Origin of the sequence: Hymenobacter sp. H14-R3 (assembly GCF_030063445.1) — a bacterium.
Lineage (GTDB): Bacteria > Bacteroidota > Bacteroidia > Cytophagales > Hymenobacteraceae > Hymenobacter.
This window is the reverse complement of record NZ_JASITD010000016.1, coordinates 26,181-41,542: the sequence shown is the minus strand read 5'-3', so window position 1 is coordinate 41,542 and position 15,362 is coordinate 26,181. Positions and strand designations below refer to the sequence as shown.

15 protein-coding genes are annotated in these 15,362 nt (G+C 62.5%); 6 read left to right on the top strand and 9 right to left on the bottom strand.

Going from position 1 to position 15,362, the window contains the following annotated elements; translation table 11 throughout:
* Positions 1–366: 366 nt before the first annotated feature.
* The 4 genes from QMK33_RS15125 to QMK33_RS15110 all read left to right on the top strand — a co-directional run bounded on the left by QMK33_RS15125 (position 367) and on the right by QMK33_RS15110 (position 5,841).
* Positions 367–1,146 carry a ZIP family metal transporter gene (locus QMK33_RS15125; RefSeq protein ID WP_283565444.1) on the top strand — a complete coding sequence of 260 codons (780 nt, stop codon included), beginning with the start codon at positions 367–369 and terminating at the stop codon, positions 1,144–1,146.
* Positions 1,147–1,326: 180 nt separating this feature from the next.
* Positions 1,327–3,420, top strand: a complete 2,094-nt coding sequence (gene pta, locus QMK33_RS15120) for a phosphate acetyltransferase (protein ID WP_283565443.1) — start codon at positions 1,327–1,329, stop codon at positions 3,418–3,420.
* A gap of 209 nt (positions 3,421–3,629) precedes the next feature.
* Positions 3,630–4,412, top strand: coding sequence for an ATP-grasp domain-containing protein (locus QMK33_RS15115; protein ID WP_283565442.1), 783 nt, complete (start codon positions 3,630–3,632; stop codon positions 4,410–4,412).
* Positions 4,413–4,641: 229 nt separating this feature from the next.
* Positions 4,642–5,841, top strand: coding sequence for an acetate/propionate family kinase (locus tag QMK33_RS15110; RefSeq protein ID WP_283565441.1), 1,200 nt, complete (start codon positions 4,642–4,644; stop codon positions 5,839–5,841).
* 151 nt (positions 5,842–5,992) lie between these two features.
* On the opposite strand, the gene hmpA is transcribed toward QMK33_RS15110, so the two are convergent.
* The 9 genes from hmpA to QMK33_RS15065 all read right to left on the bottom strand — a co-directional run bounded on the left by hmpA (position 5,993) and on the right by QMK33_RS15065 (position 13,352).
* Positions 5,993–7,201, bottom strand: coding sequence for an NO-inducible flavohemoprotein (gene hmpA, locus QMK33_RS15105; protein WP_283565440.1), 1,209 nt, complete (start codon positions 7,199–7,201; stop codon positions 5,993–5,995).
* A 57-nt stretch (positions 7,202–7,258) separates the two neighbouring features.
* Positions 7,259–7,708 (bottom strand): RrF2 family transcriptional regulator, encoded by a 450-nt coding sequence (locus tag QMK33_RS15100; RefSeq protein WP_349361754.1) that lies wholly within the window; start codon positions 7,706–7,708, stop codon positions 7,259–7,261.
* A gap of 194 nt (positions 7,709–7,902) precedes the next feature.
* On the bottom strand, positions 7,903–8,475 hold the full coding sequence (locus QMK33_RS15095; protein ID WP_283565439.1) for a c-type cytochrome: 573 nt from the start codon (positions 8,473–8,475) through the stop codon (positions 7,903–7,905).
* Between the two features lie 447 nt (positions 8,476–8,922).
* Positions 8,923–9,330 carry a group III truncated hemoglobin gene (locus QMK33_RS15090; protein WP_283565438.1) on the bottom strand — a complete coding sequence of 136 codons (408 nt, stop codon included), beginning with the start codon at positions 9,328–9,330 and terminating at the stop codon, positions 8,923–8,925.
* 37 nt (positions 9,331–9,367) lie between these two features.
* On the bottom strand, positions 9,368–9,796 hold the full coding sequence (locus QMK33_RS15085) for a cytochrome C (RefSeq protein ID WP_283565436.1): 429 nt from the start codon (positions 9,794–9,796) through the stop codon (positions 9,368–9,370).
* Positions 9,797–9,804: 8 nt separating this feature from the next.
* On the bottom strand, positions 9,805–10,065 hold the full coding sequence (locus QMK33_RS15080; RefSeq protein WP_283565435.1) for a hypothetical protein: 261 nt from the start codon (positions 10,063–10,065) through the stop codon (positions 9,805–9,807).
* 18 nt (positions 10,066–10,083) lie between these two features.
* The gene (locus QMK33_RS15075) at positions 10,084–11,106 is read right to left on the bottom strand and encodes a cbb3-type cytochrome c oxidase subunit II (protein ID WP_283565434.1); all 1,023 of its coding nucleotides are present in this window, start codon (positions 11,104–11,106) and stop codon (positions 10,084–10,086) included.
* Entirely contained in the window at positions 11,084–12,952 is a 1,869-nt protein-coding gene (locus tag QMK33_RS15070; RefSeq protein ID WP_283565433.1) for a cbb3-type cytochrome c oxidase subunit I, read from the bottom strand. Before QMK33_RS15070 ends, QMK33_RS15075 begins: the two co-directional genes overlap by 23 nt.
* An 88-nt stretch (positions 12,953–13,040) precedes the next feature.
* On the bottom strand, positions 13,041–13,352 hold the full coding sequence (locus tag QMK33_RS15065) for a cupin domain-containing protein (RefSeq protein WP_283565432.1): 312 nt from the start codon (positions 13,350–13,352) through the stop codon (positions 13,041–13,043).
* 625 nt (positions 13,353–13,977) lie between these two features.
* On the opposite strand from QMK33_RS15065, the gene QMK33_RS15060 reads away from it, so the two are divergent.
* Positions 13,978–14,175 carry a hypothetical protein gene (locus QMK33_RS15060; RefSeq protein ID WP_283565431.1) on the top strand — a complete coding sequence of 66 codons (198 nt, stop codon included), beginning with the start codon at positions 13,978–13,980 and terminating at the stop codon, positions 14,173–14,175.
* 117 nt (positions 14,176–14,292) lie between these two features.
* Entirely contained in the window at positions 14,293–14,964 is a 672-nt protein-coding gene (locus QMK33_RS15055) for an MCP four helix bundle domain-containing protein (RefSeq protein ID WP_283565430.1), read from the top strand.
* The last annotated feature ends 398 nt before the right edge of the window (positions 14,965–15,362 follow it).

Below are 15,362 nucleotides of genomic sequence, written 5' to 3'. Positions count from 1 at the left end.
ATAGCTGCCACCGCAACGCTAACATTTGCGGTTATAGAGTAGCGTAAGCGCAAAGGGCGGCGCTAGTCAGCGTCGCCCTTTGCGCCCGGCAGGGGCCGGGCGCGCAGTTGCCCGAAGCTCGCCGCCAAGGCGCGTGCCACAGCAAAACTTGCTTTTGGGAAGGCTGGGAGGGTCCTCGCGGCTTTCCAAGGCTGTTGCCGCTCCTGCCCTGGGATGCTAGCCGCCTGGTGCCAGATGCCAAAGCGACCGCGCCCCAGTGGGTGAGTTTACGCAACAGCTCAGCCACCGGCGAGCCCCGCCCGCAACCTGGCCGTATGCAGGCAATACCCTGCCTAAAAACAAGCCAACTCAACTGCCTACTGCCTGATGCTGCTCACTAGTGCCACCGCCGTTTCCCCACCCTGGCCCACCATGCTGGGCTTTGCCCTGCTGCCGGCCGCGGTGATGATTGCCGGGGCCGCGCTGGCCGTTTGGCGGGCTCCGGGGCCCCGGCTGCGCAGTGCCATTCTGCACTTCGCGGCGGGCGTTATCTTCTCAGTGGTGGCCGTCGAGCTGCTGCCCGACATTGTGCAGCACCACGCCCCGTATGAGGTTGCGCTGGGCTTTGGCCTGGGGGTGGCCGTGATGCTGGGCCTGCGCTACTTCACCCAGCGCCTGGAAAAGCAGGAAGCCGCCGCACCCGTGCCCAGCTCCTTTCGCACCAGCGCTGCGCCCCTGCCGTGGGGCCTGCTGGTGGCCATCGGCATCGATATTTTTATCGACGGCCTGCTGCTCGGCATTGGGTTTGCCGCGGGGGCCAAAGAAGGCACCTTGCTGGCCATCGCCCTCACCCTGGAGCTGCTGTCGCTGGGCCTGGCCACGGCCGTAGAGCTGCGCCAGGGCGGCCACGGCCGGGGCCGCGCCGTGGCCATTGTGGCCGGCACTTCGCTCATGCTGCTAATGGGGGCGGGCATTGGCACCACCTTGCTGCGCGGGGCCAGCGGCAACCTGCTCGAAATAGTGCTCTCCTTTGGCCTGGCCGCGCTGCTGTTTCTCGTTACGGAGGAGCTGCTGACCGAGGCCCACGAGGAAACCGAAACCCCGCTGCTCACGCTGGCCTTTTTCGTCGGTTTCCTGCTGTTTTTGCTCTTGGGCATGGTTGCCTAGCCCCCGCGCCGCAAGGCAAGTGCAGGCGGCCCGCCGAGCGTTGGGGCAAGCCGTTCGAAAGACAGCGGGCTCTTCGCCCTGGCGGCAACAGGGGCGGTAGGGCTGGCCCGGCCGGGCAAATACCCCCACCACCAGTGCGGCTCACTCAACACCGGCCGCCCTTCTCCCGTTAGCTACGTTATGACCAAAGCTGTTTTTATTGCCACCGCCGAGCCCTACAGCGGTAAGTCGCTGGTGGCGCTGGGGCTGGTGAACCTGCTGCTGGGGCAGGCCCGCAAGGTGGGCTACTTCAAGCCCATCATCAACCACGACCCCGCCGAGCAGCCCGACCCGCACATTGAGGCCATCGGCAGCTACTTCAAGCTGCCGCTGCCCGCCGCCGCCACCTACGCCTACACCCGGCCCGCCGCCCTGCGCCTGCTGGAAGCCGGCGCGCAGGGCGAGCTCATCGATGCCATCATCCACAAGTTCAAGCAGTGGGAGGAAAGCTGCGATTTCACGGTGGTGGAAGGCAGTGACTTTGTGGGGGCGGGCACGGCGTTCGAGTTCGATGCCAACGTGTCCATCGCCAAAAACCTGGGCGTGCCCGTTATCCTGGTGGTGTCGGGTGAGGGCAAAAGCACGGCGCAGCTCGTGAGCGCGGTGCTCACGCTGCTGCGCAACTTCGAGGCCCGCGAGGTGCCCGTGCTGCTGGCGGTGGCCAACCGCGTGCTGCCCGCGCAGGTAGCCGATGTGCAGGCCCTGCTGCGCACCCAGCTGCCGGCCGACGTGCTGCTGGCCGTTATCCCCGACGACCCCAACCTGCTGCACCCCACCATGCGCGAAATTCAGGCGGAGCTGGGCGGCCAGCTGCTGTTTGGGGAAAGCGGCCTCGGCAACCAGGTCGATAACTACGTTATCGGGGCCATGCAGGTGCCCAATTTTCTTAACTATCTCAAGGACAATGTATTGATTGTGACGCCCGGCGACCGGGGCGATATCATCGTGTGCGCCTTGCAGGCCAACCTATCGGCCAGCTACCCGCGGGTGGCGGGCATTGTGCTCACGGCCGGGGCCGCGCCCGACGCGCCCATCGTGCGCCTGCTCGAAGGCCTGCCCAACGTGGTGCCCATCCTGGCCGTGCCCACCGGCACGTTCGAAACCACCACCCGCGTGGGGGCCATCCGCTCGCGCATCTCGGCCGATAATCCCAAGAAAATTCAGCTGGCCATCAGCACCTTCGAGCGCCACGTGGATGTGCGGGCGCTGGAGGAAAAGCTGGTCAGCTTCCAGTCGGAAGGCCTCACGCCGCACATGTTTCAGTACCGGCTGCTGCAATGGGCCAGGCGCTCGCGCCGCCACATTGTGCTGCCCGAGGGCAACGACGACCGCATTCTGCGGGCCGCCGCGCAGCTGCTGCACCAAGACATTGTGGACCTCACCATTCTGGGCGACCCCGACGAGGTGGCGGCCTCGGCCAAGCGCCTGGGTATCAGCCTGCCCGCCGGCCATCTGCGCATCATCGACCCGGTAAAATCGGAGCATTATGCGGCGTACGTGGAAACGTTCTACGAGCTGCGCAAGGACAAGGGTGTGAACCACGACATGGCCCGCGACCTGCTGCGCGACGTGTCGTACTTCGGCTCGATGATGGTGTACCAGGGCCACGCCGACGGCATGGTGTCGGGGGCGGTGCACACCACGCAGCACACCATCCGGCCGGCTTTGCAGTTCATCAAGACCAAGCCGGGCGTGTCGGTGGTGTCGTCGGTGTTTTTCATGTGCCTGCCCGACCGCGTGGCCGTATTCGGCGACTGTGCCGTGAACCCCAACCCCACGGCCGAGCAGCTGGCCGAAATCGCCATCTCCTCGGCCGAAAGCAGCCGGGCCTTCGGCATTGAGCCGCGCATTGCCATGCTGTCCTACTCCTCGGGCAATTCTGGGGCGGGGGCCGATGTGGACAAGGTGCGCCAGGCCACCGCGCTGGTGCGCCAAAAGCGGCCCGACCTGAAGGTGGAAGGTCCCATCCAGTACGATGCCGCCGTCGACCCGCTGGTGGGCCGCCAGAAGCTGCCCGACTCGGAAGTGGCCGGCCAGGCCAGCGTGCTCATCTTCCCCGATTTGAACACCGGCAACAACACCTACAAAGCCGTGCAGCGCGAAACCGGGGCCCTGGCCATCGGCCCGGTGCTGCAAGGTCTCAACAAGCCGGTAAACGACCTGAGCCGCGGCTGCACGGTAGACGATGTATTTAATACCGTGGTGATTACGGCCATTCAAAGCCAGCAGCAATAGCCTGCTACAAGCTGATAGTACGCGTTCTCCGTACCCATTGGCTAGAAAAAGCAGCTGCAATCGACTATACCAGCCTTGTGACGAAGCACGATGAGTAATGCATCCTGCCTGGCGCGGTGACCAGGTCTTGGTACTTGGCGCCGAGAAGCATCTTGGCGTTTCGACATTCGCCCTTCCGCCGTACTGTAAGCCGCACTAAACTTCTACCGATGATTAAGAGAGCTTACATCCACGAATACGGCAGTAATAAAGTGGAACCAGAGCATAAAGGTGTGATGGAAGTATTAGAGGCTCGCGGAATTCGATACGAGGTATTCACTGCCAAAAGGATTTTAAGAAACCAACTAGTAGTTGACGAGGATACTTTTGTAGTAGGAGATAATGCTGTTATCATACCCGTATTAAAAAAACTTGGGTTCATTTGCTCTAATGACTCTTACCCCAAAAGTTTAGAAAAGTACTATGGCAGGCATATTTGGGTGACAACGATTCGTGACTTGGTTTCTCAAAATAGCTTCAAAGATGTTTCGGGAATTTTTGTGAAGCCTAAATCCAAAACAAAGTTATTCACCGGATTTGTTATCAAGTCAGAATATGATTTATTCCAGCTCAGTGTTTTTTCAAAAAATACTGATTTATACTGCTCTGCCTTAGTTAGATGGCTTTCAGAATACCGGGTATTTGTGAATAATTCCGAAATAGTTGGAGTAAAGCTTTATGCCGGAAACGAAAGCCTGAAGTTAGATATGGCTGTTGTGGAGCAAGCCATTACTGAGTTCGAGGATTCTGCAGACCGAGTCTCCGCCTATGGTATCGACTTTGGCGTTCTGGATACGGGCCAAACAACGTTGGTTGAGTGGAACGACGGGTTTGCTCTCGGTTCCTACGGCCTTGACAAAGAAGTTTATACAGACTTGCTGCTTACAAGATGGGAGGAGATACTACAAATTGCCGCCATCAACAAAAATAGTACTGCCAGCAAGGCCTGCTAAGTACCCGTCGCTAAGTAGTTTGCTATGAAAGAACGTCATGCTTATCTGGCGTCCACGCAGGGAAGCATGACGTTCTTTTTTTAACATAAGCTATTCATCAACGAGTGCTTAACTACTGTTACGCAGCGCTGTACTTGAGAAGGCGCCGAGGTAGCAGCGCGGCCTAAAAGCCCGCACTATTCATCGACCCCGTAGTAAGTCATAATTCCTAATTTTTAACCCAAGCAGGGTGAATATTTTCGTTCTCAATTCGGGCAGCAGCTCCATTAAGTACCAGTTGTTTCGCTGGCCAAATGAGCGGCCGGCTTGCAGTGGCCTGGTCGAGCGCATTGGCTCCGGGCAGGCCACTATTACCCACAAGGTTTTCGACCTGCAAGCGCCCGATGCGCCGCCCCGCGAGCAGCACCGCACCCTGGTGCTGCCCGACCACGAAGCCGGCCTGCACGAAGTGGTGCGCCTGCTCAGCGGGGGCATCATTGCCAGCCCCGCGGAGATTGATGTGGTGGGCCACCGCGTGGTGCACGGCGGCGAGTCGTTTACGGCGGCCACTCGCATCGACGCGGCGGTGAAGGCCGAAATCAAGCGGCTGTTTGGGCTGGCCCCGCTGCACAACCCGGCCAATTACCTGGGTATTGAGGTGGCCGAACGGGTTTTTCCGCAGGCCCGGCAAGTGGCGGTGTTCGACACGGCCTTTCACCAAACGTTGCCCGAGTACGCCTTTCGCTACGCCCTGCCCACGGCGCTCTACACCGAGCAGCGCATTCGCAAATACGGTTTTCACGGCACCAGCCACCAGTACGTGGCAGCGCGCGCCGCCGCGCATTTGGGCCAGCCCGACGCCCGGCTCATCACCATTCACCTGGGCAACGGGTGCAGCATGGCAGCCGTGCGCGGCGGCCGCAGCCTCGATACCAGCATGGGGTTCAGCCCCTTAGCGGGCCTGGTGATGGGCACCCGCTCCGGCGACCTCGACCCCTCGGTGCTGCTGCACCTGCTGGGGCCGCTGGGCTACACCCCCGAGCAGGTGGGCACCCTGCTCAACAAGGAAAGCGGCATGATGGGCCTCACCGGCTCCAACGACATGCGCGACATTAGTGCGGCGCTGGCGGCTGGCGATGCCCGCGCCGCGTTGGCCTACGACCTCTACGCCTACCGCATCCGGCAATACATTGGGGCCTATGCGGCGGTGCTCAACGGCCTGGATGCCATCGTTTTCACGGCCGGCGTAGGCGAAAACGATGCCTTGGTGCGCACCCGCGTTTGCCAGCATATGGAGTTTCTGGGCTTGCAGCTGGACGAGGCCAAAAACCAGGCGCGCACCCCCGGCCTGCGCGACCTCAGCGGGCCAGCTAGCCGGGCCCGCATCCTGGTCATTCCGACCGATGAGGAGCTGGAGATAGCCCGGCAGTGCGCCGAGCTGCTGGCGTAGCGCGGGGCGCGCGCGGAGGGCGCGCCACCGGCACAGCACCGTAAAAACCAGGATAATCACCTACCTCATCCTGCCCCAAACCCGCCAAAGCCCGAACCAGTGAGTTTCCTCCCCCGGTTCGGGCTTGTAGCAAGGGCGGGGTGTTTTTAGCCTACACGCTCAGCGTGGCCGGGCCAAACTCCTCATAGTGAACGGCTTCGCGGGGTACGCCCAGCGCGGCCAGGTCCAGCACCTGCTTGCGGATGAAGGGCGCGGGGCCGCAGATGTAGTAGTCGGCCTCGGGCAGCAGGCTGCCGCCGTGCAGGCTGGCCAAATCCACGATGCCCGCGTAGTGGCCCGCCTGCTCGGGGCCAGGGGCCAGGGTATCGTAAAAAATGTGCTGCTGCACCTGCGCGTGGCGGGCCGCCAGCTGCGCCACCGGCTCGCGGAAGGCGTGCACCTGCGGGTTGCGGCTGCCGTGCACCCACACCACTTCGCGGCGGCTGTCGGTGCCCACGAGGTGTTCGAGCATGCTCAGCAGCGGGGTTTGGCCCACGCCGCCGCTCACCAGCACTACTGGCGTAGGCTTGCCGGTAGCCAGGGTAAAGTCGCCGGCCGGGGCGGCCAGCTCCACAACGCCACCTTCGGCCACGAAGTCATGCAAGTAATTGCTAATCATGCCATTAGGATGCTGCGGATTGCCGGCTTCCTTCTTCACCGAAATGCGGTAGTACGCGCCGTTGGGGGCGCTCGACAGGCTGTACTGCCGGGGTTGAAACAGGTTGAGCTCGGGCAAAAACAGGCGCAGGCTCACGTACTGGCCGGGCTGAAAATCGGCCACCCGGCCGCCGTCGGTGGGGTAGAGGTAGAAGGAAGTGATTTCGTCCGACTCAGCCACTTTCTGCCGCACCGTGAAGGGCCGCCAGCCCGTCCAGCCGCCTGCCTGGTTGGCCGCGTTTTGGTAAAGGCCGCTTTCGAGGCCGCTCATCAGGCCGGCCAGTTCGCCGTAGGCGGTGGCCCAGGCGTCGAGCAGGGCGGGCGTGGCCGCCTCGCCCAGCACCTCGCCGATGCTGGCAATGAGGTGCCGGCCCACAATGGCGTAGTGCTCGGGCCGAATATCGAGGCTGACGTGCTTGTGGCCAATTTTGGTTACCGCGTGCACCAGCACCGAGGGGTCCTCGATGTTTTCGGCGTAGGCCAGCACGGCCAGCGCCAGGGCCGTTTGCTGCTTGCCGTTTTGCTGGTTGCCCATGTTGAAGACGTTCTTCAGCTCGGGGTTGTGCTCGAAGAGGCGGCGGTAGAAGTGGGTGGTCAGGGCCACGCCGTGCGCCCGCAACGTGCTCACGGTAGCCGCCACAAGGGCTTTCTGCTCGGTAGTCATAAAGGAAAAAATTGATTACCGGATAAATTTATCCGGTATTTGAATAAAAAAAGGGGATTAGCTGAATTGTCTTAAAAAGCCCAGGCCATCGTGCACCTTGCCGGCCAGCTCGCCAACGGTGTGGGTACGCAACACCTCATTGAGCTGGTCGCGGATGGCCAGAAACTGGTAGTGCAGGGGGCAGGGCTGCTGGGCCGAGCACTGGCGCAGCCCCAGGGCGCAGCCCTGCAGCATCTCGCCGCCATCGATGGCCAGCACAATCTGCCGTAGCGTAACGGTGCGCAGCTGTTCGGCCGTGAGCTCGAAGCCGCCGGTGGGGCCCTTTACCGAGGTAACCAGCCCGGCGCGCACCAGCAGCTGCAACACCTTGGCCGTAAAGGCCTCCGGCGAATCTATCTCCGCGGCAATGTCGCGCAGGCCCACCCGTCGGCCCTGGTCAGCCGACTGCTGCCCGATGTAAATCGAGGCCCGAATCCCGTACTCGCACGCTTTGGAGAACATTGCCATGGTGGGACAAAGGTAGGGATGGATTTTATAACGGACAAATTTATCCGCTATAAAAAACGTGGGGGTTTGAGGGCCTGGGCAAGTGGCTCGGCTCAAGTGTTGGGGAGCAAGTCGAAGTATTGAGCGTCCTCGCTTTTGCCGCCGTGGCCCTTGCCCGCGGTTTCGTGGCTTTCCACAAACTCAGTGGCCCCAATTCACTTCACTATTTTGTAGCCGAGCTGGTTTTTGACCCGCAGGCCAGGCCCACCGAGCCCAGCAGCCCGCCCAAAATGCCCCATAAACGGCTTTTCGAAATTCCTGCCTGCCCAGCAACCCGGCAAATGTGCGGGTGGGACTAAGCCTTCAACCAGGCCCGGTTTGGTGGGGGCTGGTGTGGGCGGGGGCAATTCCTGGCAACGCCCGCGCCGGGTTGGCATTCCGCTACCGCAGCGCCCCGCTGGCTTAGCGGGTCGGGCTGCCCCTCTGAAAGAATAACTTTCGAGAAGTATTTTATCCGGAAAAACAGCTGCTTGTTTTTTGGATTTGCGCGCTTGATATTCTGCTAGCTCTGCGTTCCCTTCGCCATTTTCTTTGAACCATTTTCTCAGCAAAAAATAGTCCTGGGGAGACCTATCTGGCAATTGCCTGACGAAAGCGGCAACCCCCCACATTTCTTCATCTCCATGCGTTGGCCCAAGGCCAGGCATGCCGGTGTCTCTAATGCCATTTTTGACAATCCAGAAAAGCTCAGCATCAGTCCATTGCATCACAACTGCTTTGTTAGTCAAGTCAGGGGCTGCCGGATAGAGGTACAGCCAGGAGTCTGGTTTGCGGCCGGGTGCGCCATAGCAGGCTTAGGTATAGGCACCGTAAAATATTTCCGCTAACTGCTTGTCCTAAAGCCGTTTACAAGTTGGTATACTCTCTCGGAATGAATTAAAAATTAAAAATCTGGCTGTCAAATTTTTAATTGATGCCAAAAGAGTGCACTGCTGTGCAACCCGCTCTAGATTGTCCGTATCAAAGGGCACAAGCCCCGCGCTGAGGCCGCTGAGCACAGCGATGTGGATGGCTTTAGCCGGGGTAGCGGGGGCTTGCGCGCAGGCCCCCGCTACCGGCGGGCGGCGCCAGGGTTCGGCAAGGATGATGCCGCCACCCCTTTTTATTAACTAGCTATTTGATTAACAATTAATTAGCTGGTTAATAAAAAGGCGGGCGATTATACCCCTTCTTATTCACATAATAGAGAGGTTCCTGTTGGCGCGGGTCATGGCTATTTTGGCCTGAAACAACTCGCCCATTCTGTGGGCCCGCACCTTGATTTCCGTGGCGTTGTCGCCGGCGAACAGCGCATCTACCGTTTGCCCGAACAGGCGCAGCCAGCGGGTGAAGTGCGCCGGCTCGATGGGCAGGTCGAGGTGTTTGGCCCCGGGGTTGCCGCGGTAGCCGGCGGCCTGGCCCAGCAGGGCGGCCGTCCAGAAGCGCGTCATCGTGTCGAGGTGCGCGGGCCAGTGGCCGGCGGGAATGCGGGCGGCAAAAACGGGGCCCAGTAGCTCGTCGCGGCCCACCTGCGCGTAGAAGGCGTCGATGAGCCCGCGGATGTCGTCTGGCGTACAAATGTCGGGTTTGGCAGAAGTCTCCATTGGCGAAAAGTAGCGGGCAGCGCCCGAAAGCCCGCGGCTAGCCGGCGGGCTGCGCCAGGGCCGTGAGCAGGTAATAGGCGCCCCAGCCGATGAAAACCAGCACGCTGGCCCACACCCAGGCCGGCACGCCCTGCGGCGTTTCGGAGGCCGTAATAACGAACGAATCGGTGCGCTCGCTGCCGTAGGCCGACACGGTGAGGGGCACCGTGTCCGACACCGTGTCGTGGGCGCTCAGGCCCAGCACGGTAATGGCCGGGCCGTTGCGCACCACAAACGGGATGAGCTGCACGCCCTCCTGCCCGTTGGAGGAGCGGGCCACCACGCGCAGCTCGTGCGGGCCATCGACCAGCTTGGTGGTGTCGAGGTCGAACTTGACCGGCGGCGCGTAGCGGGCAAACGGCACGGGGTTGTCGTCGAGAAACAGCAGCACCTGCTGGGTGCCGGCATCGGCATCGGGAGTAGTCATGGCAGCAGTTAGTTGAACGTGAGCAGCGCGCGGCGGGCCTGGTTGCGGCGGTTGTCGGGCCGGAAGAGGTGGCGGAAAAAGACCCCGAACGTGAGTACCACCACGGCAATCGACCCGTAGAGCATCACGTAGTCGAACGGCCCGCCCGGCCCGGCGCCGTGGGTAATGTTGGCAAAGCCCTTGGGCTGGTTTTTTGCGCACAGCGGGCAGGCCAGCGCCGGCAGCGCGAGCAGCAGGGCTGCCAGAAGGGCAAACAGGTTCTTTCTCATTATCAGATTATTAGCAGGTTAAAGCGCCGCCACTGGCTTCACCAGCGCCCGCAGTTTCTTCACAAAATCGGCCGTAACGGGTGCCGCACTATTGCCCCAGCTGCTGCGCTCGTGGCTGACGATGGCCGCGATTTCGGCATCGGTGAGCCGGCTGCCGAAGGGCGGCATCACGCCGTATTCGGCGCGCGCGTCGTAGCCCTGCAAAATGATGTTGACCATGAGCGTGGCGTCGGCGTTGTTCACCACCGGGCTGCCTTTGAGCGGCGGAAACGCCCCCTTCAGGCCCTCGCCCGTGGCCTGGTGGCAGGCCTGGCAATTGGTGGCGTACAGGGCTCCGCCATCAATAGCGGGCGCCGCGTCGCTGGCCACCAGGCCCGCGGCCACGGCGGCCTTGGGCGGCTTCACATACAGGAAAGCGGGCGCCACCTGCCCGGTGGGCAGCGCGGCCTGCTTCAGCGACATGAGGTAGGCCACCAGCTGCTGGGCGCGGCGCGTGGGCACAACGGTATGCGCGCCCGGCTCGCGGTAGGCGGCCGGGATGTACAGCGCCAGCCCGGCCGGGGTGCCAGCCACACTGTCGCGAAACAGCCACGGAAAGGCCGGCATAATGGACTCCTTTACCACGCTGCGGGGCTGGTAGAGGTGCAGCAGGTGCCAGAGGTCGCTGGGCTGGCGCACGCCCACTTCCGTCAGGTCGGGGCCGGTGCGCTCCGAGCCCAGGGTGGAGGGCGTGGCCCGCCACACGTCGAGGCGCTGGCGCCAGGCGTAGTCGGCCGCCACGGCCGGGCGGCCGCCCCACATCTTATCCATGTCGATGTTGCGCACCTGCTGGGTGTGGCAGGCCACGCAGCCCTCGCCGATGAATACGCGCAGGCCGGCCTGCTGCTCCGTGGTGAGGGCCACGGCGGTGGGCAGGGGGGCGTTTTCGCGCTGAATGCGGGCCGCCGGCTGCACGGCAATGAGCACGCTCAGGAAAACGAACACCCCGAACACGATGCCCACAAACAGGCGGTGGTTGCTATATACGTTCCAGGACATCATGGGCTTGGGGAACAGCTTGTTTTAGAGGATTTTGCGCCAGGGAATCTTGCGCGGGCGCAACCTGCGGCACGGCTTTGCCGCCCAGCAGCATATCGACGAGGTTATAGAAAAACACGAAGTGGGCCAGCAGCATAAACGTGCCGCCAATGGCCCGCCACAGCCAGTAGGGGGCCATCAGCACCACTGACTGCATGAAGGGCTCGCCGGCCATCCAGCTCATGCCCTTGAGGGTGCCGCCAATCATGAGGGCCATCACGTAGGCCAGCAGCCCCACCAGCGCAAACCAGAAGTGCACGCCCACCAGCGCCTGCCGCGGCTCGCGGCCGCGCAGCTTGGGCGCCAGCGTGTAGATGCAGCCCCAGAGCATGAACGACACGATGCCGTACATGGTAACGTGCGAGTGGGCCACGTTGAAATCGGTGAAGTGCCACACCAGGTTGGTGTAGCGCAGCGCCTGCAATGACCCCTGAAACGAGCCCACGAAGTAGAACAGCACCCCCATCAGCAGGAAGGGCAGCGAGTAGGAATCGCCCACCCGCTTGCGGCTGCCCCGGAAGGTCATCAGAAAGTTGATGGTGCCCGCCAGCACCGGAATAATCATGCCCACGCTGAACACGATGGCCACCGTTTGCAGCCACCACGGCAGGGGGCTGAAAATGTAGTGGTGCGTGCCAATGAGCGAGTAAAACAGCAGCTGCGTCCAGAAGGCCAGCACCCCCAGCGAGTAGGAGTAAATGGGCTTGTTCAGGGACATGGGCAGGAAGTAGTACATCAGCCCCAGCGTGAAGGTCATAAACCACATGCCCACGCCCATGTGCATGTAGTAGCCCTGCGTAATGGTTTCGCCCAGGCCGTTCTGGTACCACGGCAGGTAGGCAATCACCGTGAGCACGATACCCCAGATGGTGGCCCCCAGAATGTACCAGTTCGAGATGTAAAACTCCTCGGTGGTGCGGTGGGCCACGGTCTGGTAAAAGTTGGCAAACGCCACGATAACGCCCACGGCAAACAGCAGGGCCACCGGCCAGATGTACTCGCGGTACTCGCCGCCGCCGTTGTTGATGCCCGCCAGCAGGCAGGCCGTACCCAGGATAACGCTGGCGTTTATCAGCCCCAGCGACCACCAGCCCCACTTCAGGCTGAAGAGTGGGGTATTGTTGGTGCGGGGCACCACAAAATAGCCCAGCCCAATCATGGCCAGCGACGTCCAGCCCCAGAACACCATATTGGTGTGAATGGGCCGCAGCCGCCCAAACGAGAGCGCCGCCACGTGGTCCACGTCGGGGCTCACAAACTTGACGCCCGCGTACCAGCCCACCGTGGTGCCCAGCACCAGCCAGAAGGCCGCGCACAGCAAAAACGCCGAAATGAGCACCGTCAGCCGGGGGTCGAGGTCGGTGAAGGGGGCGGTGCGCCGCTTCTCATGAAACCACTGCGAATGCACGTTGAGAGCCACGTGCTGCACCAGGCCCTGGGTGTCGTGGGCGGGGCTGCCCCCGCTCAGCTCGGCCCCGCTCAGGGCAAACTCGCGGCCCTGGCGCCGCTCCAGAATGGCAGCCAGCTGCTTGTCAGTCAGGTTAGTAACGGTTTCGTCGAAGCGCCCGGCCTCGTTTTCGGTCGAGGGCTTTTGGCTGCCGCGAATCAGCGCGGCCACCCGGCTCACCAGCAGGCCCGCCGCCCCCAGCACAATAATGAGCAGCAGGGCCATCATGCCCAGCACGGCCGGCTGCGTCAGCATCGGGCCCTCGGCCGGGGTGGTGGCCTGCGCCCGCAGGCCGGCCGGCAGGCCGAGCAGCAGGGCCAGCAGCAAGGGCCGGCCATAAAGCTTAAAAGGAAGATTTCTCATCAGAAGCAAAAAGTGAAGGAGCCATTGAGCGTGGGGAGCAGCCGCGGGGGGCGGCGCGGAAGGAGCGCGCGGCGCACACCCCGCCGGCCTAGCGGTAAATGAGAATGCGGGCGGCCTGCCGGCAGGCCAGCGCGTGCGGCGCCCCCGCCGGGAAAATGACGTAGTCGCCGGCCTGCACGTCCACCTGCGCTTCTTCCTGCGTGATGGTCAGCTCGCCGGCCAGCACCACCACCAGCACATCGCCGGCATCGTGGTGGTGGGTGGGCATGGTTTCGCCCGCCTCGAAGGTTTTGAAGATGATGTGCTGGCCGTCTTTTTTGAGCAGCACCAGGGCTTTTTGGGGGCCCGCGGCCGGGTGGGCACCATCGAGCAGGCTGCCGCATTTGAGGGGAGGAAACATAGCAAAATCAGGAGGTTATGGGCCCGCGGGCAGCCGCCCGCCGGCCTAGCGGTAAGAAGGCCACGAAGGTTCCGCACCAGCTGGTGGCGGCCCCCTGACGAAATTCACGCTGGCGCATGACGTTTGTCAGGTGCGGCGCGGCGGCCCCCGCCGTGCTTTGGAGCCGGCGGCCGTACCTCATCCCCCGCCCATGCCCGCCGCCGAAGCGCTGATTGTGGGGGCCAGCCCACGGGCCTGCTGCTGGCCCTAGGGTGCCGCCCTGGGGTGCCGCCGGGCCGCGTGTTCGGTTGCGCCAGCTACCTTTTCGGGCACTACGTACTACCTGCGTACACGCCGCCCAAAGGCGCGCCCAAGTGGCTCTGGCACTGCTACGCGCAGCAGGAGGCCGCCTTCGGCGGATGCGCCCAGCTGCGGGGCCACGTATCCGGCACGATATCGCATCAGCATAAGTACTTGCTTATGAATAACTTAACAAAATGAGCCGCCCGGTAGCCCTGGGAGAACGGCGGCCGCCCAGCAGCCACCAGGGCTACCCAGGGCCCTGGCGTGCCCGGCCTACGCGGCCGATTTTGCCGAGTGGCTGGCCTACCGGTTCGCGCAGGTAGCGCCGCAGCAGGTGCCGGCAGTGCTGCACGCCCACTTTCCCGCGCCCGACCGGGTCGATGGGGCCTGTCTGCAAGCCGTGCTGCGGCCGATAGAGCAGGCGCGGCACGGCGAAAAGGAGGTGGGCTGCGGCGTGGAATTCGTATTTGGGGGCATCGGGTTTTTGGCTCTGCACTTGGCCGCCGCCCGGCAATGGCTGGCCGGTATCCGGCCCCGGTAAGGCTGCGCGCCGTACCCGACCGGAAGAAACCGCTCAGCGCTTGAATCTCGTTTTTTCCCCTTATTTTCAACCAGTTAAGCCTGCCCGGATTTGTAGTCACTCTTCACTCCCTGCGCCATGAACATGCTGTCCCGCATCCACGATAAAGCCAAGCCTATCAGGCTGTTTCTACTGGTAATGCTCGTTATCCTGGGCAGTAGCGTGGTAGAAAGGCAGCTAATGAACAAGGTGACCACCTCGGTTTCATCGCTGTACCAAGACCGGCTTTTACCCGCCACGGGCTTGTTCGAGCTCAACGACCTGCTCTACACCAAGCAGCAGCTGCTAGCGCTGTATAGCGGCGCGCCGACGGCCGGCCGGCAGCGCACGCGCAGTCAGGTAGCTGCTCACAACCAACAGCTTAGTGCCATCATCGAGCAGCACCAGGCCACCTACTTGGTGGGGGAAGAAAAGCAGGTGCTGCAATCATTCCGGGCGCAGCTGCACCGCTACAACGCCCTCGAAGCGCGGCTGCTGGCTACGGATGCGCCCCTGCCGGCGGCGCAGGTGGCCGAAGCGGCGCGCCAAAGCCAGCGCCTGCACGCCGAGCTGAGCCAGCTCAATCAGATTCAGCAGCGCGTGGGCCAGCAGCTCTCGCAAAGCTCGCTGGCAACGGAGGGCAGCTCCCAGCTGCTCAGCAACTTCACCATCGCGCTGCTACTGGTGTTTATGCTGGCCATTCAGCACGCCCTGCTCACCTCCCGCCACCCCCTGGTACCTAAAAATATGCAGAACTTTCACCTGAACTAAGGGCCAATGTACCAGTTATTTACCTGCTTACTTCTGAGCTGGAAGTCAGGCAAAAGGCCGTTTTGCCCAACGCAGCGGAGCATCTCTGCCGCTTCGCTTACCGGCTTGGGTGAGGTGGCAGAGATGCTTCGCTGTGTTGGGCAGCACCTGTTTTTGAGTTTTTCTTAAGCTGGGAGCAAGTCTGCCCGCTGTTGCGCAGTGGCGCAAGTAAAGCGGGCCGTTGGCTGGCCACGGCAGTAGGGCGAGGCCACCGCCTTGCCACTGGTCGTGGCCTAAGGCGCCATGCAGCAACTGCGGCAAGCCCGCGGCCGGCGCTGGCCCCGTGGAACTTACCAACCAATTCCGGATACCAATCGAGCGGGCAAACCATCGGCAGAACGCTGAACGGCCCGCCTTTC

Coding starts and splice junctions, on each gene's coding strand:
- hmpA (WP_283565440.1), bottom strand. CDS start 7,201: ATGACTACCGAGCAGAAAGCCCTTGTGGCGGCTACCGTGAGCACGTTG.
- QMK33_RS15075 (WP_283565434.1), bottom strand. CDS start 11,106: ATGATGTCCTGGAACGTATATAGCAACCACCGCCTGTTTGTGGGCATC.
- QMK33_RS15070 (WP_283565433.1), bottom strand. CDS start 12,952: ATGAGAAATCTTCCTTTTAAGCTTTATGGCCGGCCCTTGCTGCTGGCC.
- QMK33_RS15055 (WP_283565430.1), top strand. CDS start 14,293: ATGAACATGCTGTCCCGCATCCACGATAAAGCCAAGCCTATCAGGCTG.
- QMK33_RS15080 (WP_283565435.1), bottom strand. CDS start 10,065: ATGAGAAAGAACCTGTTTGCCCTTCTGGCAGCCCTGCTGCTCGCGCTG.
- QMK33_RS15085 (WP_283565436.1), bottom strand. CDS start 9,796: ATGACTACTCCCGATGCCGATGCCGGCACCCAGCAGGTGCTGCTGTTT.
- QMK33_RS15090 (WP_283565438.1), bottom strand. CDS start 9,330: ATGGAGACTTCTGCCAAACCCGACATTTGTACGCCAGACGACATCCGC.
- QMK33_RS15115 (WP_283565442.1), top strand. CDS start 3,630: ATGATTAAGAGAGCTTACATCCACGAATACGGCAGTAATAAAGTGGAA.
- QMK33_RS15065 (WP_283565432.1), bottom strand. CDS start 13,352: ATGTTTCCTCCCCTCAAATGCGGCAGCCTGCTCGATGGTGCCCACCCG.
- QMK33_RS15100 (WP_349361754.1), bottom strand. CDS start 7,708: ATGGCAATGTTCTCCAAAGCGTGCGAGTACGGGATTCGGGCCTCGATT.
- pta (WP_283565443.1), top strand. CDS start 1,327: ATGACCAAAGCTGTTTTTATTGCCACCGCCGAGCCCTACAGCGGTAAG.
- QMK33_RS15125 (WP_283565444.1), top strand. CDS start 367: ATGCTGCTCACTAGTGCCACCGCCGTTTCCCCACCCTGGCCCACCATG.